Source organism: Paraburkholderia phenazinium (genome assembly GCF_900100735.1).
GTDB lineage: Bacteria > Pseudomonadota > Gammaproteobacteria > Burkholderiales > Burkholderiaceae > Paraburkholderia > Paraburkholderia phenazinia.
The window spans coordinates 18,780-42,382 of record NZ_FNCJ01000011.1 but is presented as its reverse complement, the minus strand read 5'-3'; the positions used below and the strand labels follow the sequence as shown (position 1 = coordinate 42,382).

The following is a 23,603-nucleotide window of genomic DNA, read 5'->3' as shown; positions in this document are numbered from 1 at the left end:
GTGCGGCGACGCGTGAGTAATCCGAGTTGTCGTTCCAATCAGTATCACGCGCCTCTCCTATTCGTCATCGGTGCTGCGTCCGGTATCGTCGCTCCATCGGATGCGATTGAGCTCAGCCTTCAAACGGAGATTCTCGCGGTGGAGGCCGATAACATAAGCATGCCGCTGAGGGTCGGCGGAAGCGTCAGCTTGCCCCCGTTCGAACGCCGTTGGAATCGCTCGAAGCTTTACGTCCAGAGCTTCGAACAACTCCGTGATTCGCGGGTTGCTGGCAGCTGTCGAACGCGAGATGCTCAAGAGGTTTAGGATGGCCGTCCGAGACGCGCCACCATACTGATTGGTCGGCATTTCCTCCAGGCTCGTTTTCCGTATCCAGTCTCGTAGTGTATCCACGTTCGAGGCAGCCTTGACCGCCGTGCTCATGTTCTTTTGATGGCTCATACGATGGCAACTACCTTATAGGAGAAATTTTGGAAAGGAGCTCGGTGAGGCTTGCAATCTTTGCGTCCTTCTCCGCGGTCACGCGGGTCCACTCAACTTTATTGCCTTTGACCGCAGCCTTCGCTTCGCGCAATTCCCTCTCGGTCTTCGACATGCGCTCCCGCAGAGCAACTATCTCCTGTTCTTGCTTTTGGGCTAGCGATTGCCAAAAGCTGACTGATGATTCCAGTTCTGCAATCTGGGTGGTCTTGTTGGCAGTCTCCAGTTGAGTGATAGCCTTTGCTCGCAATGCTTTAAGAACGTCGTCCAGCCGCGATTGCAAATCCGGATGTGACTCCGGAGCAGTCCGTCGGCGCGTCTTTTTTAGGCGCTCGAGCTGAGGATAGAGGACTTTTGTGGCCTCGCAGTTTTGCGTTCCGTCCCAATTGGCAAAGTGAATGTCTCGCGTCGGAAAAAAGTCGAGGACACGTTCGCCCTCGGCGTCTCTCGCATAAACGCCCTTTGCGTCGCGAAGCCAAGGGATTTCCCTTGCCGCCCACACTTCAAGCACCTCGAGCTTCGCTATCAGGTCTGACCTCGGCGGAGCGTCGTCGCGTTGATTCGTTTCATCTTTCATCTCTCGCTCATCTCTTCCAATTCTGACCAGCTTTCCACGAGCTTCAGGATGATTTGCTTGTTTCCCTCTGCAATACGTCGGTCCGCCGCGAGGTACGCATCGATGTCCGCCGCATCTTTCTTTTTCGCCTCTCGCACTGCGCGCGGCAGGGTCATGTCCGCAGCCTCTAGGAGCAACCCGTCCCTCTCCTGTTCCAAATGATGTTGATAGCCCTTGGGGTTCATCAGATTGATGCAACCCCCGCAAACCTTGGGGCTGGCAACCTCGGGGTGTGGCTCTCCGTCGTGAGCGCAATTTGCTTTCTTCGCCGTATGTCGGGCAGTTCCCGCCATGCACATGCCGTGGCCGTTCTCCAAGGCAGCAAAGCCACGCCTGTTCATCTTGTCAGCCACGATTCTTCCCTTGGTTTCTACCGGAGCTAGAGCGAACGAACTGTCTCTCGAAAGGCGTGCGGTGAGCTTTAAAATGAGTCTCGAATAGATGCCGCCGACTGACTTGCCGCCGAGCAATTCAATCACCTTCGCAACGTGGTGCTCTTGCCGAACCTCAGAATTGATTGAGAGGAAGGATTCGTCGTCAGCTTCCTCCCGGCGGAAAAGCGCAGCGGATTTCTCTTCAGCCTTGCGGCCATGAGGGTCCAGGCCGTAGATGGCCGTCACGCCCATGTGAGAGTGGTCGAGGTGATACTGAAGGGCGGCGGCTACCGGATTGTCGTACCGGTTCACAAACAGGTTGCAATAAAACCTTCGAAATATGCTTCTATTCTTATTAAAAATGAGATTTTGTTCGATTCCGCATAGGCGGAAAAAATCACCGCAGTGCAAAGAAATTTCAAAGCTTGCCGGCTCCATGATGTGAGGCAAGTAGGATTTGAAATTTCTTAGCGCAAACAGTTTGTCTTCCCGGGCCCGAATCAGGTTCTCATCGGGAATTTTCCGGCTGCTACCCAGCGGACGGAATACTTGTGATAATTCTTCGAGTGCTCTGATGGAGTCCACGCAAGTTTTCGGTGCCCAGAATTCCTTGTAGTCCTGAAGAGTTTTTTCAATGTAGAAGTCTGCCTTGTAGTCCTCGCAGCCATCTTGCACTTTGTGAAGGCATCCAAAATATAGTCCGTAGGTACGGCCCTCGCCGGTTATTTCGTTTCGTCGGCGTGCAGTGGTCCCCGCTATAAGGAAAAACAGAGCGGTCTGATAGATGAGGGTCAACATCCGCAGCTTCTCGGGTTGACGTTTCGGGTCATCCAGTTCGGGAAGCGGAATGTGGTGTTGCGATTGAAACTTTTTCAAGGCCGTGCTGAAAATTCGCAGAGCCAATCTTTGGCGGCGTCGAATGTGAAGATGACTGTTCTTGTCGGATTCTTCGAGTTCGCTGCGGATGTCGTTAAGTATTTCGAGCAACGTGGGCCCGTAGTCGTAGAGCCAAGCAAGTGCCTGTTTTATGATGGCCACGGCTACTGGTAACGTGAGGGTCTTCGTTCTCCTATCTTGTGTTTTTGCCTTAAAGTAATCGGCGCAGGTTTTGGCCGCGTAGGGGAAAGCGACAAATGGGATTGCATCAAATCCATCGCGTGAGAAGCAAAATAAATTGATGGTATCGAGGACCCCTTTGCATGACTTTTCGGTCGGTGTGGGCGTATTATCTGCTTCGCTAAGTGGCGGCTTGATTTCTTTGGCGATTTCTCGATATTCCTCATAAAACCATTGAGGAATCATATGGGTGGCAATGCGAATTCCAGCTTGTATTTGCAGCTCTTCGACATTCAGGCTAAAATTGGTGTTGTTGAGAGTTTTCCTGCGAAGACTCTCATGGGGAATATCTGCTGATTTTAACTTGGTCAGAAGCCGTTTCAGTTGAAGGTCATAATCGTTGGCGTGCCACCAACCCAATTTCAAGACTTTTTGTTGGTATTCTGCGGCAAGGTCGCGAGTTACGTCGGATAGGCGATAGACGCCTTTCCCGATGCAGAAAGAGAAGAATCGAATTCCATGATTAAGAACTTGGGTCACATATGCACGGTGGTTTGCCTTTTTATTGCGTAACGCCGAGTTGATGGCGAACTTTAGTGTGGAGATAAAGTCTGGGAAATTTTTAAGCGGGATGGGTTCAGCTGAATAAATTGACAGCTCGCCAGCCGTAGAGATTGTAATTTCGGACAGCGGAAAGATGAGAGGTTCGCCCAACGCCTTACCATCTGCGCGTGAGTCGATAACTACGGTATTGTCGTCCCATTCACTGAGATAACGTCTGTTTTTGCGAACACCATCCCAGATGCTGGTTGCATTATCGATGGTGCTTGGGCGTTGCTGTGCTGCCGGTTTCGCGGCGGTCATTTATGTTCTCCTTCGATGTCTTTGAGTTTGCTCCCCAAGGGGCTCTGTGCGATGAATCGGTGCAGTGCTTCGCAAAACAAAATGCGGGGCAGGTGGTATTTGGCGAACCTTCGGGGGTTCTCGGAAACGAGCTTTGCACAGCTTTTTCTGTAATAGTTTTTCTGGTACACGCAGTAAGCTATCTCTTCCTCGCCGATTTGGAAGCTGAACGTGCCGTCCGAGTTTAGCCATCGGTCGGCAATCGAATCCCCATCCTCCGCGTGGAGCGAAGACGGCGGAAACAATAGAAGTGTTCGTGTAAGGCGAGATTTTCTGTCCTTGGCGTCGGGATTCACAAAGAGTTTTCCTGCCGCGAAGAGGTACGAATCAGACAGGATAGAGCCGAAGTCTTTTATGATTGACTCTTTTGATTGCCGTAGCGCCGCGCCATTGACATAGGTCAGTGTTGAGCCGGGATTTGCATGCCCCAAATCGGCTTGGGCTAGTCTTAAGTCGCGAGTCCGAACGTACTTCGTGTTGACGGCTTGCTTCCGTAAGTCGTCAATCAGGAATGGTGGGTGGCCTATAAAATCACAGAATTGTCGCGTTGCTTGCCCAATGTCTGGCACTCTGAACATTTGATTTCCTTGCTTTATTTTGAGCGACATGAGCAAGAAAAGTTGCCGAGTATCCGTTTTCGAATTTTTGTCAATGTTTGCCCGGTGGCTTAAAAGCAGATTGATGGCTCGTACAACGATTGGATTTTCCATTTTCACTGGTTTTGCTAGGTCGTCTTCTTCATAAATCTTACTCACTAAGCCGTTCGATTCTGACCGTTGCGGTGTGGATTGGACGGCAGAGCCCGAAGCGTTAGTTTCGGACCGTTGATTCTGGCCAGACTTCGACTTGTACCCATGGAGATAATATTTGCCGTCGATTTCCTCGATTCGGTCGGATGTGAGGGTGAGGACAGTGCTCGAATTCCATCCCGTTTCGAGCATAAGGAGGACTAAACATGCCATATAGACGTGCACGCTGAGATAATTTTCGCTCAGTAGTATTCCAAATTGCTCTTGGAATCCGCCGTGGGTCAGCAGTGGACTGAATGCTTCAATTTTTTGCGTGGGAAGGCGTATACAGTATGGTTTTTTATACAGCTCGTTTGCGTCCATGAGGTAGACACATACCGGAAGTAGTGCCTCGCTGTGAATCATCCGAATCGCGTAATGGGGGATTTTCTTCTTGTCGACTATGTGGTCGCATAAGAAGGGGGGCAAGTTCAAGTCATCAATCGCAATTCTCCGCGCCGCGCGTATTGACTCAACAACGAAATCATGTGCGTCGAGTACCGTAGCGCACAGCTCGACCAGAACGCGGTTCCGCCCTTCGAAGTGGGCTACTTGCTTCGTTCGGAGGTCCTCAAGGTCTGTGAATTCAATTGCGCTTGCCGGCCTTGCAAGTCGGGAATCTTCAAGGTTCGGATGCGGGCGGTCACTCAACGTATCTCGTGCTCGCGGAACCGGAGTCTTCAGCGACGTGTAGTAGCGTACGTCGCGGATAAGGTCGCCGGTAGCGAGTGGTACGGTTGGTCGCGAGAGAAATTGACGAACCTTTTGCGAATATTGGATAGCTGTGCCCACACCGCTGCGTTCGACCGTTGCGTCGACGGCTTCGAAGAGAGCGATGACATCTTCGCGCTGGAGTAACGTTACTGGTCTGTCGAGATAGGAGCGATAGGAAGGGTTCGACGCAAGCTGTACGATGAATCTGGCGACCGCGCCTGCTTCCGGGGTAGCCATTGGATTTGGTGCAGAGTCGACTGCGGCCTCCAGCCAACCTCCGCGCTGCAGACCCAAGGCGCCAGCGTTAATCTCATAGGTTGTATGCCGTGTTTTGGTGTGGGCCTTTGCCGATGCCGCGAGGAATATCTGGTCTCCCGTCCAGATGTGCTTACCCAGCTCCTTGATTGTGTAGCTCCGCCATCCCTTCGCCATCTTCACGCCCCAATCTCGTTTAGACGCTTGGGATGTTAGAGAAGGTCGAAGTTCTCCGCTATGTTATGTTGCGTAGAAAAAACGTATATAAAACAATGAGTTATTTGCCAACTGGTGCGGCTAACTTCCGGAAAGATAAGGGCTTTTTTTGTGTCGCTAGAGCTGTGCAGCTTGGTCAAAAACAGCGGAGCAACAAAAATTTTCTTTGGGGGTTGACGAGCCGCCTTGCCAATGCCTCGGTCGGGACCGACTGATTGCCTGTACAGCCGGCTACGAGGAAGAGGGGTTAGTCCTGAGCGACGCAGGGGAAAAGAATAAACCTCGACACGGACCCGTGCCGTCTGACCGCTTAGCACCCAATGCCGAGCCCCATTTTTGAACGCAAGCAACCGATGCTTCGCACACAGAAATCAATTCAACAAATCAATAACATACGACTCAATCAATCAGTCGGTCAAAATCGCGGCCGCCACATAAACGTCCGTACTCGCCGTATGAGTGCCCCTTCAGATACACCGGCGCGGCGGCCGCCAATCGTCCCGTGCGCGGGTCGGTCAGCGTGACGAACTGCGGCGCCCAGCCGGTATCGGCCACCGCGGACTGGCTCGCATGCAGCGCGCTCAGGAACTCATGCCGCAGAAACGGCGTGGGCTGTGCCTGCTGGGCGAGCAGGGCATTCCACTCGGCGGCGTCCACCTCGGAGGGCGAGGCCAGAATGCCCGTGCGATAATCAAAGCGTTGCTGGTTCAATCTGTTTGACTGTTCCTGATCTGAGCGGCGCTCCGCGTCTAGCGGGGCATCGTTCGTTTGTCCGTGTTGTTCCGACTCTGTCTGTTTCGTCGCGCCACCTGGCCGGCGTAACCGGCAAGCCGCGCGGCTTGCCCCCGATCCTGCCATGAAGACCCGAATCGCTCTTGCTCAACTGAATGTCACTGTCGGCGACTTTGCCGGCAACGTCGCGAAGATCGTCGCCGCGGCGCGCGCTGCGCACAACGATGGTGCGAAGCTGCTCGTCGCGCCCGAACTCGCGCTGTCCGGCTACCCGCCTGAAGACCTGCTGCTGCGCCCAGCCTTCTATGCTGCCAGTGCCGCCGCGCTCGCCGATCTCGCCGAACAATTGAAGCCGTTCGCCGGCCTGCACGTGGTGGTCGGTCACCCGCACCGCGACGCCGCGCACGGCCATGGTAAAGCAAACGCGCCAATCGAGCGCGGCGTGCCGCCAGTCGATACCTTCAACGCCGCGTCGCTGATCGTCGACGGCAAGGTGACCGGCACCTACCTGAAGCAGGATCTGCCCAACAGCGAAGTGTTCGACGAGAAGCGCTACTTCGCCTCGGACCCGAAGCCGTTCGTCTTCGAACTCGACGGTGTGAAGTACGGCGTGGTGATCTGCGAGGACGTCTGGCATGCGCCGGCGGCCCAGCAAGCCAAGGCGGCCGGCGCCCAGGTGCTGCTGATTCCGAACGGCTCGCCCTATCACCTGAACAAGGAAGCGGTGCGGGTGGACATCCTGCGGGCGCGGATTCGCGAGACCGGCCTGCCGATGGTCTATGTGAACATGGTCGGTGCGCAGGACGAACTGGTGTTCGACGGCGGCTCGTTCGTGCTCGACAGCCAAGGCGAGATGGTCGCGAAGATGCCGCAGTTCGAGGAAGGACACGCCATCGTCGAATTTGACGGCGCGCGCCCGGTGCCCACCACGGTGGCGCCGGAGCTGTCGCTGGAGGCGCAGGTCTATGCGGCGCTGGTGATGGGCGTGCGCGACTACATCAACAAGAACGGTTTCCCGGGTGCGTTGATCGGCCTGTCGGGCGGCGTGGATTCGGCGCTGGTGCTGGCCGTTGCCTGCGACGCGCTCGGCGCCGAACGGGTGCGCGCTGTAATGATGCCGTCGCGCTACACGGCGGATATTTCGACTACCGACGCCGCCGAGATGGCGCGCCGGGTTGGTGTGCGCTACGACGAGATTGCGATTGCGCCAATGTTCGACGCATTCCGCAGCTCGCTTGCCGATGAATTTGCCGGCCGCGCGGAAGACGCCACGGAAGAAAATATCCAGGCACGGATTCGCGGCACGCTGCTGATGGCGCTGTCCAACAAGTTCGGCTCGATCGTGCTGACCACCGGCAACAAGAGCGAGATGGCGGTCGGCTATTGCACGCTATATGGCGACATGGCGGGCGGCTTCGCCGTGATCAAGGACATCGCCAAGACGCTGGTCTACCGTCTGTGCCACTACCGCAACGCGGCCACCACGTTCCCTAAGCAGGACATCATCCCGGAGCGGATTCTGACCCGCGCGCCGTCGGCCGAGCTGCGCGAGAACCAGACCGACCAGGACAGTCTGCCGCCGTATGAAGTGCTCGACGCCATCATGCGCATGTACATGGAAGAAGACCGCTCGCTCGCCGAAATCATCGCGGCGGGCTATGCGGTGGATGACGTCAAGCGCGTGACGCGGCTCATCAAGATCAACGAGTACAAGCGCCGCCAGGCGCCGATCGGCATTCGCGTGACGCACCGCGCATTTGGCCGCGACTGGCGCTATCCGATTACGTCGCGCTATACCGAGCCGGTTGAATGAATGCCGCTGGCCGCGCAGCAAAAAGCGCGGCCCGCAACGCAGTCCGAATCAGGCGCGCGCCGGAATATCCGCAACGCATCCGGCGCAGCGTAGAATCAAAGCTATCTATTTGCTTTCGCTATTTCCGAACTATCCGATCAAGAGACGAGGTCCGCCATGAAGCGCATCACTGCAGTCATTAAACCGTTCAAGCTCGACGAAGTCCGCGAAGCGCTCGCAGAGGTCGGCCTGACAGGCTTGACCGTTACCGAAGTCAAAGGCTTTGGGCGCCAGAAGGGTCACACGGAGCTGTATCGTGGCGCCGAATACGTGGTCGACTTCCTGCCGAAAGTGAAGATCGAAGTGGTGGTGGCGAACGATCAGTGCGATCAGGTCATCGACGCGATCATCGGCGCGGCGCGCACTGGCAAGATCGGCGACGGCAAGATCTTCGTGGCGGATGTGGAGCGGGTGATCCGCATTCGTACCGGCGAGGAAAACGAAGCGGCGGTCTAAGGCGGCACCAACGAGCAACGCGTGCGGCGGACGCAGATCCGCTTACGCCAATAAAAAACGGTGCGATACCCTTGCGGACATCGCACCGATACGCGCCTCTCGCAGCAGCGTGAAAATGATTCTGGAGTTCTCTTGCCTACACCGTTCGCTTAGAACGAGTGTTGGATACCTGCATATACACCGGTTTGGCTGTGGCCAGCAATCGGGTTCTCGTTGTACGTAACCGAGCTGCCCGAACCGCTGTTGCCGCCAGCGCCAGCGCTGTTGGCATCGAGACCGAAGTTAGCCGTCTTGCTGTTACGCACGGTAGCGATCTGGATGTCGAGCAACGTACGCTTGGACAGGTTGTACGAACCACCAATCGTGTAGATGTTCGCGTTGCCTGCACCGTTGTTCGCGTTGACGTGATACACGGCTGCGATCAGTGCTGCGGCCGGCGTTGCCTGCCACGTCACGCCACCCCATTCCTGGTCGGTCGTCGTAGGCGTGCCGATAGGTACACCGGTTTCACCCGAAGTACGTGCGCCCTGGTACACGGCCTGAATCTTGAACTGGCCGAGGAACACGTTGATGCCGGCGAAGTACTCGCGGCCGTAGTTGAACGGACCGTTCGGGGCACCCGCGGTCGGATCGCCGAGGCTACCGTTGATGTTGTTGCGGATTTCGTCGTACAGGCCACGCACCTGGAACAGCGAGTTCGTGTAGGTCAACTGCACGCCGTCTTCACGACCTTGCGCCGAACCGTTGCCGCCGTTGAAGGCCGTCGAGTTCGAGAAGGCGTACTGGCCGTACACGTCAAAGCCGTAGAACTTCGGCGACTGGTACGAAATGTTGTTACTCGACTGCGGCCAGTTGCGGCCACGGACCAGCGATGCCGACGACCAGTTCGACTGACCGAACGGGTCGAAGTCCCACACGCCGTTCGAGATGAACAGTTCGCGACCGAGGAGCAGGGTACCGAACTGGTCGTTCGACATACCGACCGTTGCCCAGCGATTGAAGAGTCCGTTGTTGCCCGGGCCCGTGCCGTTCACCGTGCTGAACGAGCCTTCCAACTGGAACAGCACCTTGTTGCCGCCACCGATATCTTCAACGCCCTTCATACCCCACAGGCTCGTGCCCCAGTCGCCGCTCTCAACGCGGAAGCGCGAGGTGGAGCCCGTGTAGTTGGCATTCGGAAGGCCGCTGATGTATTCGACACCCGCATCCAGACGACCGTACAGCGTCACGCTGCTTTGTGCGTGCGCAACTACACCGGCCGACATCAGCGCCGCGGCGAGTAATGCTTTCTTCATCTTCTCCTCCATACCCTGTCAAAAGAAAAACCCAGTACTGCGAATGGTGTCCGGACGCCAGCGGCGCCGAACAGAAATCCGTACCAGGGAGACGGTTGGGGTCGATCGGGTGTGTTGTCATGACGATGCAGCCTGGGGCTATCTTTGCGTCATGCCGATCCCTCGTCGACCGGATCTCCTCTGCGTTTTTGAAGTGAAACTACTTTTAATCAACTTTGTTTTGGTACTTTGGTTACTAATTTATCAAAAATACCCAGGGCTGGGAGAAGAAATTGGTCTTGGGTCGCGCAGGTGTCTCCAAATTGCAATAGTGGTGTGCTCAACATCTTGACCCCATGTCCATAAAACACGATGAAACCCTTATGTGACAAGGGAATCACGGATCGGCGAAGGCAACCTTAAGGATTGCCACTATTGACGATGCAAAACGGTGGGAGTAGGGCAAAAAGCGGGATGCGAGAGCGATATTTGGGACGTTTGACGCCGCCAAATGCGATGCGGAAATGAAAAAGGCGCTTTTTGTAAGCGCCTTGTAATGCTACTTCAACTACAGCCGGTATCCTAAATGTTATCTCAACGTTATTTGAGGCTGCCGGAGAGGAATTGCTTGAGCCGTTCGCTCTTGGTGTTCTTGAATACTTCGTCCGGATGGCCCTCTTCTTCGACACGGCCCTGGTGCAGGAACATCACATGGTTCGACACGTTGCGGGCGAACGCCATCTCGTGGGTGACCACGATCATGGTGCGGCCTTCCTCGGCGAGCGTCTGCATCACCTTCAGCACTTCGCCTACCAGTTCGGGGTCGAGCGCCGAGGTCGGCTCGTCGAACAGCATCACGTCGGGGTGCATGGCTAGCGCGCGGGCAATCGCCACGCGTTGCTGCTGGCCGCCCGAGAGGTGCGAGGGATACTGCTTTTCCACTCGCGGTGCGAGGCCGACCTTCTCCAGGTACTGACGGGCGCGCTCTTCCGCCTCGCGGCGCGGCAGGCCGAGCACGTGCACCGGCGCCTCGATGATGTTCTCGAGCACGTTCATATGCGCCCACAGGTTGAAGTGCTGGAACACCATCGACAGCTTGGTGCGCACCCGCTGCAGCTGCTTCGGATCGGAGACCTTCAGCGCACCGGTCTTGGCCTTCTGCGTGCGCACTTCTTCGCCGTCGACGAAGATGCGTCCGGCGTTCGGTTGTTCGAGAAAGTTAATGCAGCGCAGCATCGTGCTCTTGCCCGAACCGGACGAGCCGATCACGCTGATTACGTCACCGGCGTTCGCGCGCAGCGAGACGCCCTTGAGAACTTCGTTGTCGCCGTATTGTTTGTGCAGCTCGTCGACGAAAAGCTTTTGCTTCCTGGTGTTCATGAATTGAGATCCTTGACGGCTTATTTGCCTTGCGGCCGCAAATAGGCGAGCCAGCGGCGCTCGGCGCGGCGGAACAGCCACACGAGCGTGAAAGAGATTGCCAGGTAGAGCAGGGCGGCGAGGCCGAATGCATTGAACGACTGATAGGTCGCCGAGTTCACGTCACGGGCGATCTTCAGGATGTCCGGCACGGTGGCGGTGAAGGCGACCGTGGTGGCGTGCAGCATCAGGATCACTTCGTTGCTGTAGTACGGCAGCGCGCGGCGCAGCGCCGACGGCAGGATGACGCGCCGGTACAGCGTGAACTGCGACATGCCGTAGGCGCGCGCGGCTTCGATCTCGCCGTAGGGCGTGGCCTTGATGGCGCCGGCGAAGATCTCCGTGGTGTACGCGCAGGTGTTCAGCGTGAAGGCGAGCAGCGTGCAATGCATGCCGTCGCGGAAGAAGGCGTTGGTCAGTTCGTGATTGCGGATCACTTCGAGGCTGTAAAGGCCGGTGTAGCAGAGCAACAACTGCACATACAAGGGCGTGCCGCGAAAGATGTACGTATACAGCCACACCAGACCCGAGAGCCATTTCTTCTTCGAGACTCGCGCGACCGATAGTGGAATCGACAGGCAGAAGCCGAGGCCGATCGACACCACCAGCAGCCACAAGGTGATCACGACGCCGGTGAAGCGGTAGCCGTCGCTGTAGAGGTAGTTGCGCCAGTATTCCTGAATGATCTCGATCATAGATCCGCCTTTCGTACGCCGGTCGAGTAGCGTTTTTCGAGGTACATCAGCACGAAGTTCGAAACCGTGGTGATGACGAGGTAGATGGCCCCGGCAAGCAGGGTGAAGAAGAAGAACCGCAGCGTGCCTTTGCCGGCGTCCTGCGAGGCCTTCACGACATCGGCGAGGCCGATGATCGACACCAGCGCGGTGGCTTTCACCATCACCTGCCAGTTATTGCCGATGCCCGGCAGTGCAAAGCGCATCATCTGCGGGAACATGATGCGGGAAAACACCTGCCAGCCGGTCATGCCGTAGGCGGCGCCCGCTTCGAGCTGGCCGCGCGGCACGGCGAGGAAGGCGCCGCGGAAGGTTTCGGTGAAGTACGCGCCGTAGATGAAGCCGAGTACCGCGACGCCGGCCACGAACGGGTCGATGTCGATCTGGTCCCAGCCGAGCAGGTCGGTCAGGTTGTTCAGCCAGATCTGCAGGCTGTAGAACAGCAGCAGCATCAGCACGAGGTCGGGTACGCCGCGCACAAGGGTCGTGTAGACCGTGCCCACACTGTATGAGAAGCGGTTCTTCGACAGTTTGGCTGCCGCGCCGAGCAGGCCCAGCACGAAAGCGAAGGCAAGCGACAGTACCGCCAGTTTGACGGTCTGCCAGGTGCCGTTAAGAAGCAACGGGCCGTAGCCTTGAAGAAACATATATGAGGGTCCTTGACGATGCGTGAGGTGCGCACCGCGAAAGACGCGGCTTGTTTGCACCGCGTGGTGTCTGGATTCCGACTGTTGTGCAGCGGGCGGCAGGCCGTCGCTATTCTAGGCGGTCAAAATTCTCGTGCCGGATCCGTTTTGGTGGGCCACGCGGCCGAGTCTGCCCGAAAAGGGCGGTATTTTACCCGAACGGGCGAGTCGTGCGAGTCTGCCGGCCTGGTACCCCTTAACGCGAGCGCGATTGCCTGCATTTATGGAACGATCCGGTGCGCCCGTGCGGGTTGTGCCGGATGCCGTGCGCCCCTACATTCGGTGCATCGCAACGCATTGACCGGGAGAACCCTATGATCGAGATCCGCCGCTCCGCCGAACGAGGCCATGCCAACCACGGCTGGCTCGACTCCTGGCACAGCTTCTCGTTTGCCGATTACTACGATCCGCAGCACATGCACTTCGGACCGCTGCGCGTGATCAACGAAGACCGCATTGCGGGCGGGCAGGGTTTCGGCACCCATGGGCACCGCGATATGGAGATCGTCACCTACGTGCTGGACGGCGCGCTCGCCCACCGCGACAGCATGGGCAACGGCTCGACCATCCGCCACGGCGACGTGCAGCGGATGAGCGCCGGCACCGGCGTGATGCACAGCGAGTTCAACGCGTCGCCCGACGAACCGGTGCATCTGCTGCAGATCTGGGTGTTGCCGAGGCGCGCGGGCGATCCGCCCGGCTACGAGGAAAAGCGCTTCGATGCTGCCGACAAGCGCGGCCGTCTGCGCATCGTCGCGTCGCCGGACGGGCGCGACGGTTCGGTGACGATTCACGCGGACGCGTCGATCTACGCCGCTCTGCTCGACGGCGCCGAACAGGCTGCGTTGCCGCTGGCGGCGGGCCGGCGCGCCTATGTGCACGTGGCGCGCGGGGCGCTGACGGTCAACGGCGAAGCGCTGCAGGCGGGCGATGCTGCGATGCTCGCCGATGCCGCTACAGTCAAGCTGGAGCAGGGGCGCGACGCTGAGGTGCTGGTATTCGATCTCGGCGCTCTGAACGGCTGATTGGGTCAGTCGCTGAGGTCTCGCAGCCGAGGGTAAGGCGAGCAGGGCAAGCCGCTACACCCTCGTTAGCGCGACGCAGAAACGAAAACGCCACGGAATTCGCTTCCGTGGCGTTTTTCTTTGGTGCTCAACGAGTGCCTGGCGGGCGGAGCCCGCCGGCCAGTTCGCTAACGGCTACTGCTTACTGGTTTGCCGCCGGAGCCGATGCCGCGCCCTTGCCATGCTCCCAGTGCTGGCGCATCTTTTCATGACGCTCTTCCATCTTCGCCCAATGCTGCTTGAGGGACGTGCTGACGATGGTCTTCTGCTGGTCGTTCAGGCCGTTGTAGAAGTTGAGCCAGGCGGCCGCAGTCTGTTCGCGCAGTTGATGGTTCTGCGCTTCGGCCTTCTCGTGCATGTCATGCAGCGCGTTCAGGTCGAGAATGGGTTGCTGTTGCATCGACTTCATCTGGTCGTGCATCTGCTTGTGGGCGGCACGTTCGGCCTCACGATTCTGTTTCATCGTGTCGAGCGCGGCTTGCCACTGTTTTTCCTGGTCCGGGCTCAGCTTCAACTGGGTGTGCAGCTGATTCATTTCCTGCATGAAGTGGCCGTGGTGCCAGCCCCCGGGGCCTCCCTGACCATTGGGTTGAGCGGCGTAAGCGCCAAGGCCGATTGCGAGCGATGCAGCGGCGACGGCGACGAAGCGTGACATTTTTGTGGACATGATTGGCTCCTTGTAATGGAATAGCCGACGATGCAAACACGGCAACACAGGACGGGATGCATTCGGTAAGACACAGCGTAAAGACCCGCGAGCGGCGCTGTGTTACCTGAGAGCGTGTCGCTATTACGCGACATTACGTGCGCCTTTCGTCGTAACACCCGGTAACCCTTTGCGGGGTGGCCGGCCCGGAAACCCCATCTGCTGCGCGTTAAACTTCATCCCATGGCTACTCAAATACTTGTCGTCGACGACGACGTCGAACTCCGCGATCTGCTGCGCGACTATCTGGCCCGTCAGGGCATCGAGGTTTCGGTGCTGCACGACGCCGGCTCGCTCGAGCGGCGGCTCGAGCGCGAGCGCCCGGATCTGATCGTGCTCGACCTGATGATGCCGGGCGTCGACGGCCTGACCGCGCTGCGCAAGCTGCGCGCCGCGGGTGACGACATCCCGGTGATCATGCTGACGGCGCGTGCCGACGACGTGGACCGCATCGTCGGTCTCGAACTGGGCGCAGACGACTACCTCGGCAAGCCGTTCAATCCGCGCGAACTGCTGGCGCGCGTGCAAGCGGTGCTGCGCCGCCGCCGCACGCTGCCCTCGGCGGCTGCGCCGGAGCAGCGCGAGCCGTTCACGTTCGGCCGCTTCACACTGGATTTCCAGTCGCGCACGCTGAATCTGGAAGACAAACCGCTGACCTTGTCGGGCAGCGAGTTCGCGCTACTGAAGATTTTTGTCAACCACCCCATGCGTACGCTGACGCGCGAGCGCCTGCTCGAACTGCTGCACGGTCCGGAATACGACGGCACCGACCGCGGTATCGACGTGCAGGTCTGGCGTCTGCGCCGCATTCTCGAAACCGATCCGTCCACTCCGCGCTTCATTCAGACCGTGCGCGGTCGCGGCTACGTGTTCGTGCCCGATGGCGAACAGCATGCGCCGGCCCATTGATTCGCTGTTCGGACGGCTGGCGTTGCTGGTCGTCGGGGTCCTGATGCTGTCGCATTTCGCGGGGTATGCGCTGTTTCGCCTCGAGCGCAACCAGTTCCAGAACCGCTATGCCGTAGAAGAGGCCACCTTCCTCGTCGACGCGGTGCGTCAGCACGTCGCCCATACGCCGGACCAGCCCCTGCCGTCGCGCGTGCGTCTGGTCGATCCGGCCGCGAAAGACGTGCCGCCGGAGCAGACCGATACGAATACGGCAATGAGCCGCTTCCTCGACGACGTGCGCGACCGCATGCCGCCGGGCACTCAGGTGCGCATCGGCGAACCGGGCAAGCCGCCGGTGTTGTGGGTGCGCCAGCCGACCGACCGCAACTGGATTGTCGTGCCGGTGCAGCCGCTGCGGCCGCCGCGTTCGGTCGACCGGATGGTGCTGTGGCTCACCATCATCTTCACGTTTGCGGTGATGGCCGCGCTCTTCGCCGCCTGGCAGTTGCAGCAGCCGTTGCGCTCGCTGGCCGGCGCGGTGGCGCGTTTCGGCCGCGGTTTGCCGGTGCCGCCGGTGCCCGAGCGCGGGCCGCGCGAATTGCGCCAGCTGACCCACGGCTTCAATCAGATGGTCCAGGAAGTGGCGCGCACGGAGAACGACCGCGCGGTGATGCTCGCGGGTGTCGCGCACGATCTGAAGACGCCGCTCGCGCGGCTGCGGCTGCGTGCGGAAATGATGGACGAGGCCAAGGTGCGCGACGGCGTGGTGCGCGACGTGGACTCGATGACGCATATCGTCGAACAGTTTCTGGTGTTCGCACATGACGGCGCCGACCGCAGCGAACCCGTCGAAGTGGATGCCCAATGCGAGCGCGTAGTGCGCAGCTACCGGGCGGTCGCAGCCGGCTCGTCGAGCGTGCTGACCGACCTGAAGGCGGGGCCGGACTTCCTGCTGCCGGCCGCCACGCTCGACCGGATTCTCTCGAACCTGCTCGATAACGCCCACGCCTATGGCGCCCCGCCTGTTGTCGTCGCGACGGCGCGCACTTCGACAGGTTTCACCCTGTCCGTGCAGGACAACGGCAGCGGCATCGCCGCCCAGGATCTGATCAATGCGAGCCGGCCGTTCGTGCGGCTCGACCCGGCTCGCGGCGGCAACGGCCATAGCGGGCTGGGGCTCGCCATCGTCGAGCGGCTGGTGCGGCGTGCCGGTGGCGAGTGGGAATTAGGCAATTACGGCGGCCGCGGCTTGCGGGTGCTGATGACGTTTCCGTTCGAGGTGGTGCCGCGCGTGACCTCGATCTCGGAGAGCGTTTGGTAAGTCACGCGGGCAAATGACGCAGGCAAATGACGCAGGTAAGGACTGCGAGTGGGTGGCGCGCGGTGCAGGGGAATGGCGCCCGTGAGGCGCCCCCGCAGCGACCGCGCTTACTTCACTGATTTCAATTACTCCGCAAACAGCGTATTCAACGCACCGGCCGCCTCGCTGTCCACCGTATTCCACGTCACGGTTTCTGCCTCGAAGATATAGTGCGTCGTGTACTTCCCAAGGCGCGCGAGAATCTCTTCCTGAATCAGCTCCGGCGCCACTTCCAGCTTCAGATACCACGCCGTCGACGATAAACGCGTCTGAAAGGCGCCGTATTCGGCAAGCAGATGGTCGAACGCGTCAGCATCCTGATCGCGGCAAACGATGACCAGATTTCCCTTCATGCAAATCTCCCGATAGAGCAGTGGCGACAAGCTTCGTATGAAGGTTGATGATACCTGCTTGGCCGCGTGTCCTCAGCACGCTCTTACCATGTCGTCGCGACGGTGCGCGCCGGCGGTGCGGTGTCGTCCGGCGGCAGCGCCTCGGTGCGGTCGCGGCCGCCCGACTTGGCGGCGTACAGCGCGAGGTCGGCGCGGCTCATGATCCGCTCGGGCAGGTCCTCCGCCGAGAGTTCGGTGATGCCGATCGACACGCTCAGGCTAGCCGACGCGGGCAGCTTGGTCGATGGCCTGGCCTTGAGCCGGGTGCGCAGCCGTTCGACCACCTCGCGTCCCCCCTCGAGCGCGGTGGCTGGCAACAGGATGCCGAACTCCTCGCCGCCCAGTCTGCCGATCGAGTCGCTGCCGCGCAGTTCGGCCCGGCAGGTATCGACAAAATGTTCGAGTGCGCGGTCGCCGGCAGCGTGGCCGAAGCAGTCGTTGATCTGCTTGAAGTGGTCGAGGTCGGCAATCGCCATGCACAGCGGCTCGCCGCTCGCACGGGCCCGTTCGATCTCGTGACGCAACAGGTCGAGGAAGTAGCGCCGCGACAAGGCGCCGGTCAGCGAATCGTGACGGGCCTCGGCGGACAGCAGCGTATTGGCCGATTGCAACTGCTCGGCGAGATCGCGCGTGGCGCGGTGATGGCGGCGCTCGCGCACATAGGAAACGGTGATCACCCACGCGAGTGCCGCGGTGCCCGCCAGCGTCAGAAACACCAGCAGGCGGTCGCGTTTATGGTTGCGCAGCAGCTCCGGCCACGCGGCAAGCGGATCCACCAGATGCGCGGACAGGCCCGAGTTGAGGCCGTCGCGCGATTCGTAGAGGGCAGGTTCGGGCCGTTCCGCCACGCCGAAGAGTTGCGCCGCAATGTCGGTAGGCACCCACGGTGCCTGTTCGCGTAGCCGCTGCATGTCCGCTTCGATCTGCACATTCGGGAAATCGAGCCGGCGGTAGGTATTGCGGCGCTCATCCGCGCTCATCTTGCGGACGTGTCCATCGGCCAGCGCATGTCCTTCGAGCGCGCTGTTGTGCGCCATGATGATGACGCCGTTTTCGTCGGCGACGAAGGTGCCCGCGTGGGCGACCCAGTGGCGCAAGCGCCCGATGCCGACCTTGGCGACCACCGCGCCGACCAGCACGCCGCCTTCGTCGTACACCGGCGCGGCAATGAAGATGCCCGGCTCGCCGCTCGCCCGGCCTACACCGTAAGCCTCGCCGAAGGCGCCCAGCAGGGCGTTGGTCAAATAGTTGCGCGAGCGCATGTCGATGCCGACGAAGTTGCGCGACTGTGCGTTGCTGGAGGCGATACACAGGCCGTTGGCGTTGACGAGCCAGATCGAGTCGAGTCCGGAGAAGCCTTGGGCGTCATGCAGGAAGTTGCTGACGGCGGTCAGTTGCGGCGCCTTGAGCAAGATGGCGCGCAGCATGGGCGGTGGCATGGCGCCGTTCGCCGCGTAGTTTTGCGATTGAGCGAGGGCGCGCTGGACGACGTCCATTTCTGCCATCGTCGCGGGAATGGCGCGGGACATGGAGAGGTCGCTGGCAATTACCTCCGCCATATTGTCGACGATCGAGGCGGACATTTGCCGTTGCGTGCGCAGCGCGGCATCGAGCTCTTGCTGAACCATCCGGTCCGCGATGATGCCGGACGCGAGCCAGCACAGGAGCACGACCAGCACTAAGCTGAGCGGTCCGGATGCCTGGCGCAAGGATTTCCTGTTCATCGACTCTCAGATCCGTCTGACTTTTATATGCAACCAGGTCAATCGTTGCAGCGCGCCGGCGCTGGGTCGTTGCTTGGGCGGCGAGTGTTCCGCGGCCTTCAGAGACGGGCTGGATTCAGATCATCCACGCCCGGCCGGCAGTAGCCGTCCGCCCTGTCTCGATTTTAACCGCCAGATGGCGCAGCGCCATCCGTTATTGCGGAATGTGGGCGCGTCAACAGGCTATTAACGGCTAGCGCGGGCGCTTTCTGAATGGGATTGCGGGTTTTCCAGCCCTATGGTCGACTCATTTGGTCCGAAAGGTTGTGCCTGAAACACAGGTTGTAGTAGTGTCGTGCCGTCCAAAACAAGGAAAGCTCGCCAACCGCCCATGACGGCGTCCGCCGTGACCGGCGGCCGGAGCGGCGCTGCAGGTCGGGGGTGGTTCGCCCGCGGCCCGGTTGCCGCTGGTCAATCTCTCTCCGACGCTATCGACTAACGCGCCTATGTTTGTTGCCATGCCTGATTTCCGCTTTCTTAACGTAGCCTACCCAACCAGGAAGGGTGCCTGATGGACTTCAGCTTCGATCTGAAACGCACCGCCAATGCTTCCGCCTGGCGGTTGCTGCCGAACGGCTGGGACTTCGTCGCCTTCCCGCTGATCATCTGCGTGATCGCTTTCACAGCGATCGGCTTTCACCAGACGCTCGCGCCGATGTCGACGCTCAAGACCCAGGTGATCTCGCTCGACCCGTCGAGCCTGCCCGAATACGCGCTGCGCACCACGCTGCGCATGCTGGCGGCGATGGTCGCCTCGCTGGCGTTCACACTGATCTACGGCACGCTCGCCGCCAAGAGCCGCCGCGCGGGTCTGGTGCTGGTGCCGATCCTGGACATCCTGCAATCGGTGCCGGTGCTCGGCTACATTTCGTTTACGGTCACGTTCTTCCTCGCGCTGTTCCCGGGCCGGGTGCTGGGCGCGGAGCTCGCAGCGATCTTCGCGATCTTCACGAGCCAGGCCTGGAACATGACGTTCAGCTTCTACCAGTCGCTGCGCACGGTGCCGCGCGACCTGGACGAAGTCTCGCGCGGCTTTCACCTGACCGGCTGGCAGCGTTTCTGGAAGCTCGAAGTGCCGTTCTCGATGCCAGGCCTCATCTGGAACATGATGATGTCGATGTCGGGCGGCTGGTTCTTCGTGGTGGCCTCCGAAGCGATCACGGTGGGCAACAACACGATCACGCTGCCGGGGATCGGCGCGTATCTGGCCCAGGCCATCTCGGACAAGAACCTGCACGCGGTGGGTTGGGTGATCCTGACGATGACAGTCGTGATTCTGGCTTATGACCAGTTTCTGTTCCGTCCGCTGGTGGCGTGGGCCGACAAGTTCCGCATGGAAACCACCAGCTCGGGCAACGCGCCGGAATCGTGGCTGCTCGACCTGGTGCGCCGCACCCGCCTGATTCACCGCCTGCTGGTGCCGATGGGCTGGATCTTCGCCAACGCCGCACGGGTGCCGATGCGCCTGCCGTCGTTCGCCCGCGTCAGCTTCCCGATGCCGCAGCGCCAGAAATCGTCGCGCGTCGGCGACATCGTCTGGGGGATCCTCGTGATTCTCCTCACGGTGTATGTCGTCTATCGTGTGGTGGCCTATGTGCGTACGGGTGTGACGCTCGACGAAGTGGGCCACGTGTTGGTGCTCGGCCTGATCACGCTGCTGCGCGTGGCGCTGCTGATCGCCATCTCCTCGGTGATCTGGGTGCCGATCGGCGTGCTGATCGGGCTGCGTCCGGCGCTCGCCGAGAAGATCCAGCCGCTTGCGCAGTTCCTGGCGGCGTTCCCGGCCAACCTGCTGTTCCCGGTATTCGTGATCGTCATCGTGCGCTTTCATCTGAATCCGGATATCTGGCTGTCGCCGCTGATCGTGCTCGGCACCCAGTGGTATATCCTCTTCAATGTGATTGCGGGTGCCAGTTCCTATCCGAACGACTACCGCGAAGCGGCCACCAACTTCGGCATCCGCGGCTGGCAGTGGTGGCGCAAGGCGATGCTGCCGGGCATTTTCCCGTACTACGTGACGGGCGCGATTACCGCCTCGGGCGGCGCGTGGAACGCGAGCATCGTGGCCGAGTTCGTGCAGTGGGGCGATACCAAGGTTCAGGCTCATGGCCTGGGTGCGTATATCGCTCAGACCACCGCCGCGGGCGACTTCCCGAAGATCATTCTCGGCATTGCCGTGATGTCCCTGTTTGTGACTTTGTTTAACCGCCTGCTGTGGCGTCCGATGTACGCCTATGCCGAATCCAAGCTTCGGCTCGATTGACAGGAATTTAAAGGCAAACCGCGATGCAAAATCCTAAAGCTGCCGTAACCGCTGCGCCGGTCCAGACCCCGACGACGCCGCCGCGCCTGGGTGAAGAGATTCTGGCCGTCAAGGACGTGTCCAGAGGCTTCAACAAGAATCAGGGCGAGCTGCTGGTGCTGGACGACGTGAACCTGTCGCTGCGTGAAGGCGAGATTGTCGGCATGCTGGGCCGTTCTGGCTCGGGCAAGTCGACGCTGCTGCGTATCATCGCCGGCCTGATCGAACCGACCGGCGGCGAGGTCTCGTACCTCGGCAAGCCGCTCGACGGTCCCGCCAAGGGTGTGGCGATGGTGTTCCAGACCTTCGCGCTGTTTCCGTGGCTGACCGTTCTGCAGAACGTGGAAGCCGGTCTCGAAGCCCAGGGCGTGGGTGCCCGCGAGCGCCGCGAACGCGCGCTGGCGGCGATTGACCTGATCGGTCTGGACGGGTTTGAGAACGCCTATCCGCGCGAACTCTCGGGCGGCATGCGTCAGCGCGTGGGCTTTGCCCGTGCGCTGGTGGTCGACCCGACCCTGCTCCTGATGGACGAGCCGTTCTCCGCGCTCGACGTGCTGACCGCCGAAACGCTGCGTACCGACCTGCTGGATCTGTGGACGCAGGGCCGCATGCCGATCAAGTCGGTGCTGATCGTCACGCACAACATTGAAGAAGCCGTGTTCATGTGCGACCGGATCCTGGTGCTGTCGTCGAACCCGGGCCGCGTGATCGCCGAGATCAAGGTGCCGTTCAATCATCCGCGTAACCGTCTCGATCCGGCATTCCGCCGTCTGGTGGACGAAATCTACGCCAAGATGACGGCGCGTCAGACCGACGAAGCAACCAAGAAGGGCCTGGAGCTGGGCAGCTGGTTGCCGCACGTCTCGACCAACCTGATGGCCGGTCTGATCGAAACGCTGGCTGCTGCGCCTTACCATGGCCGCGCCGACATGCCGGAAATCGCCCGCTCTCTGCATCTCGAAGTGGACGATCTGTTCCCGGTTGCCGAAGTGCTGCAGTATCTGGGCTTTGCCGACGTGCGTGAAGGCGATATTTTCCTGACGCCGCCGGCTCGCGTGTTTTCGGAGTTCGGCACCCAGGAACGCAAGATGATGTTCGCCGAGCATCTGCTGCGCCACGTGCCGCTCGCCGCGCGAATCAAGAAGGTGCTCAACGAGCGCCCGGGGCATCGCGCGCCGCGCGTGCGCTTCGAGCAGGAGCTGGAGGATTTTCTGTCGGACAGCGCCGCGGAAGAGACGCTCGACGCGGTGATCAACTGGGGCCGCTACGGCGAGATCTTCTCGTACAACGACCAGACGGAAATTTTCAGCCTCGAGGACGTCGAGTCCTGAGCGTCGCGGTTGCAGCTTGACGTAGTGGTCGAAGAGGGGCGGCAAGGTCAGACTTGCCGCCCCTCTTGTTTTATTGCAGGTTGCCCCAGCGTTCCACGGCCGGTTCGGCCGAAGCCCACTTCCAGCCCTTGTCCTGCAGGCACGCGCTGGCGGTGTACCAGTCTTCGTGCGCATCCGGCTTATCGCTGTCCGCCACCGAGAACACAAAGTCCTTGCAGATGGCGAGCGCCGAGGTGAATGCGCGCGTCACCCGCACTTCGCCGTGACCGTTCTCAATCGGCATGGTGTGCTTGACGCTCCACGGCTTGGTGGCGCCTACCGGCATGCCGCCGGCAAGCGCGGCGATCTCGTTCTGCTGGTCGCTGTGCATGTTGCGCATGTAGCGCTTCACCGCTTCGTCGGTGGCTGCTTGCACCGCAATGCCGACGCCGATGCCGACCGCCGGATTGGCGGTGACGAGCCCCGAGGCGACCCCGGCCGCAGCGCCGCTCGCTGCGCCTACCGACGAGCAGCCGCTCGTCAGCAGGCTGGCGCCGACGCACAGCGCGCCGGCCAGCACGAGACGCAGGCTCACGGGAGAATAAGCGACAGTCCGGCGCGGCGTCATTGCAGCGCGCCCCAGCGTTCGGTGGCGGGTTCGGCGGAGGCCCATTTCCACGCCGTGCCGTCGCGGCAGATGGAGGCGACATAGAACGCGCTGCTGGCCGGTTTGTCCTTGGTGGCGTCCGCATCCACCGAGAAGACGATTTCCTTGCAATCGAGCGCACCGGTGCTGATGGTGCGGCTCACGGTGACCCGGCCGTGTTCGTCGTCTTCGATCGGCACGCTGTGGGTGACGCTCCACGGCGCGACCGCGCCGACATCGAGCGGGCCCGCTATCCTGGCGATACCGTCCTGGGTGTTGCGGTGGACCACGCGTTCCGAGTACTGCACGCCGGCTTGCGCCGCAGCGACGACGCCGAGGCCGATACCGGTCGCAACGGTGGCGTTGCGGGTGACCTTGCTTGCGATCGCGGCTCCGGCGATACCGGCGCCGGTGGTGGCGCTTTCCGAGTAAACCGAGCTGCAGCCGCTCAAGCTTGCCGAGGCCAGCACGGCCACAGCAACGAACGACGAGACGAATGATATGGCGCTTGCACGCGGAGCCCGGTCGGCCCAGCGCGCACTACTGTTGTTTGATTTTTGCATTTCCCTGTCTGTGCTCCTGCCTCTGCCGTGCGCGCCGAGTGGCCGCGGCGTACT

The 23,603-nt window shown here is 60.4% G+C and carries 19 protein-coding genes and 1 pseudogene; 7 read left to right on the top strand and 13 right to left on the bottom strand.

Going from position 1 to position 23,603, the window contains the following annotated elements; genetic code table 11:
• Nucleotides 1-451: 451 nt before the first annotated feature.
• The 4 genes and pseudogenes from BLQ92_RS22985 to BLQ92_RS22970 form a co-directional block, all read right to left on the bottom strand.
• On the bottom strand, nt 452-1,057 hold the full coding sequence (locus BLQ92_RS22985; protein ID WP_090686837.1) for a hypothetical protein: 606 nt from the start codon (nt 1,055-1,057) through the stop codon (nt 452-454).
• Nucleotides 1,054-3,390 (bottom strand): hypothetical protein, encoded by a 2,337-nt coding sequence (locus tag BLQ92_RS22980; RefSeq protein ID WP_090686836.1) that lies wholly within the window; start codon nt 3,388-3,390, stop codon nt 1,054-1,056. The genes BLQ92_RS22985 and BLQ92_RS22980 overlap by 4 nt, the downstream gene beginning before the upstream one ends.
• Nucleotides 3,387-5,369, bottom strand: coding sequence for a hypothetical protein (locus tag BLQ92_RS22975; protein WP_090686835.1), 1,983 nt, complete (start codon nt 5,367-5,369; stop codon nt 3,387-3,389). The genes BLQ92_RS22980 and BLQ92_RS22975 overlap by 4 nt, the downstream gene beginning before the upstream one ends.
• 477 nt (nt 5,370-5,846) lie before the next feature.
• Nucleotides 5,847-6,113: pseudogene (locus tag BLQ92_RS22970) on the bottom strand (peptidogalycan biosysnthesis protein); the annotation flags it as partial.
• A gap of 145 nt (nt 6,114-6,258) precedes the next feature.
• Here BLQ92_RS22970 and BLQ92_RS22965 point away from each other — a divergent pair.
• A complete protein-coding gene (locus BLQ92_RS22965; protein ID WP_090686833.1) occupies nt 6,259-7,947 on the top strand; it encodes an NAD+ synthase in 1,689 nt (562 codons plus the stop codon).
• Nucleotides 7,948-8,103: 156 nt separating this feature from the next.
• Nucleotides 8,104-8,442 (top strand): P-II family nitrogen regulator, encoded by a 339-nt coding sequence (glnK, locus tag BLQ92_RS22960; RefSeq protein WP_007587958.1) that lies wholly within the window; start codon nt 8,104-8,106, stop codon nt 8,440-8,442.
• 149 nt (nt 8,443-8,591) lie between these two features.
• On the opposite strand, the gene BLQ92_RS22955 is transcribed toward glnK, so the two are convergent.
• From BLQ92_RS22955 to BLQ92_RS22940, 4 genes are all read right to left on the bottom strand, one after another.
• On the bottom strand, nt 8,592-9,737 hold the full coding sequence (locus tag BLQ92_RS22955; RefSeq protein ID WP_090686832.1) for a porin: 1,146 nt from the start codon (nt 9,735-9,737) through the stop codon (nt 8,592-8,594).
• 579 nt (nt 9,738-10,316) lie between these two features.
• A complete protein-coding gene (locus tag BLQ92_RS22950; protein ID WP_090686831.1) occupies nt 10,317-11,096 on the bottom strand; it encodes an ABC transporter ATP-binding protein in 780 nt (259 codons plus the stop codon).
• Between the two features lie 20 nt (nt 11,097-11,116).
• On the bottom strand, nt 11,117-11,830 hold the full coding sequence (locus BLQ92_RS22945) for an ABC transporter permease (RefSeq protein ID WP_090686830.1): 714 nt from the start codon (nt 11,828-11,830) through the stop codon (nt 11,117-11,119).
• Nucleotides 11,827-12,516 carry an ABC transporter permease gene (locus BLQ92_RS22940; RefSeq protein WP_090686829.1) on the bottom strand — a complete coding sequence of 230 codons (690 nt, stop codon included), beginning with the start codon at nt 12,514-12,516 and terminating at the stop codon, nt 11,827-11,829. Before BLQ92_RS22940 ends, BLQ92_RS22945 begins: the two co-directional genes overlap by 4 nt.
• Nucleotides 12,517-12,869: 353 nt before the next feature.
• Here BLQ92_RS22940 and BLQ92_RS22935 point away from each other — a divergent pair, with 353 nt between their 5' ends.
• Nucleotides 12,870-13,580 carry a pirin family protein gene (locus BLQ92_RS22935; protein ID WP_090686828.1) on the top strand — a complete coding sequence of 237 codons (711 nt, stop codon included), beginning with the start codon at nt 12,870-12,872 and terminating at the stop codon, nt 13,578-13,580.
• A 181-nt stretch (nt 13,581-13,761) separates the two neighbouring features.
• Here BLQ92_RS22935 and BLQ92_RS22930 read toward each other — a convergent pair whose 3' ends face one another.
• Nucleotides 13,762-14,286, bottom strand: coding sequence for a Spy/CpxP family protein refolding chaperone (locus tag BLQ92_RS22930; protein WP_090686827.1), 525 nt, complete (start codon nt 14,284-14,286; stop codon nt 13,762-13,764).
• A gap of 222 nt (nt 14,287-14,508) precedes the next feature.
• Here BLQ92_RS22930 and BLQ92_RS22925 point away from each other — a divergent pair, with 222 nt between their 5' ends.
• Together BLQ92_RS22925 and BLQ92_RS22920 are read left to right on the top strand one after the other, a co-directional pair.
• Nucleotides 14,509-15,234, top strand: coding sequence for a response regulator (locus BLQ92_RS22925; protein ID WP_090686826.1), 726 nt, complete (start codon nt 14,509-14,511; stop codon nt 15,232-15,234).
• Nucleotides 15,218-16,534, top strand: coding sequence for an ATP-binding protein (locus tag BLQ92_RS22920; protein WP_090686825.1), 1,317 nt, complete (start codon nt 15,218-15,220; stop codon nt 16,532-16,534). Before BLQ92_RS22925 ends, BLQ92_RS22920 begins: the two co-directional genes overlap by 17 nt.
• A 125-nt stretch (nt 16,535-16,659) precedes the next feature.
• On the opposite strand, the gene BLQ92_RS22915 is transcribed toward BLQ92_RS22920, so the two are convergent.
• Nucleotides 16,660-16,926 (bottom strand): double-stranded DNA-specific endonuclease, encoded by a 267-nt coding sequence (locus tag BLQ92_RS22915; RefSeq protein ID WP_090686824.1) that lies wholly within the window; start codon nt 16,924-16,926, stop codon nt 16,660-16,662.
• An 83-nt stretch (nt 16,927-17,009) separates the two neighbouring features.
• Entirely contained in the window at nt 17,010-18,689 is a 1,680-nt protein-coding gene (locus tag BLQ92_RS22910; protein WP_090686823.1) for a sensor domain-containing diguanylate cyclase, read from the bottom strand.
• A gap of 550 nt (nt 18,690-19,239) precedes the next feature.
• Here BLQ92_RS22910 and BLQ92_RS22905 point away from each other — a divergent pair.
• Nucleotides 19,240-20,991, top strand: a complete 1,752-nt coding sequence (locus BLQ92_RS22905) for an ABC transporter permease (RefSeq protein WP_090686822.1) — start codon at nt 19,240-19,242, stop codon at nt 20,989-20,991.
• Nucleotides 20,992-21,014: 23 nt separating this feature from the next.
• Nucleotides 21,015-22,361, top strand: coding sequence for an ABC transporter ATP-binding protein (locus BLQ92_RS22900; protein ID WP_090686821.1), 1,347 nt, complete (start codon nt 21,015-21,017; stop codon nt 22,359-22,361).
• Between the two features lie 70 nt (nt 22,362-22,431).
• Here BLQ92_RS22900 and BLQ92_RS22895 read toward each other — a convergent pair whose 3' ends face one another.
• Both BLQ92_RS22895 and BLQ92_RS22890 read right to left on the bottom strand, forming a co-directional pair.
• A complete protein-coding gene (locus BLQ92_RS22895) occupies nt 22,432-22,968 on the bottom strand; it encodes a hypothetical protein (protein ID WP_090686820.1) in 537 nt (178 codons plus the stop codon).
• Nucleotides 22,965-23,549, bottom strand: coding sequence for a hypothetical protein (locus BLQ92_RS22890; RefSeq protein ID WP_090686819.1), 585 nt, complete (start codon nt 23,547-23,549; stop codon nt 22,965-22,967). Before BLQ92_RS22890 ends, BLQ92_RS22895 begins: the two co-directional genes overlap by 4 nt.
• Nucleotides 23,550-23,603: the final 54 nt, after the last annotated feature.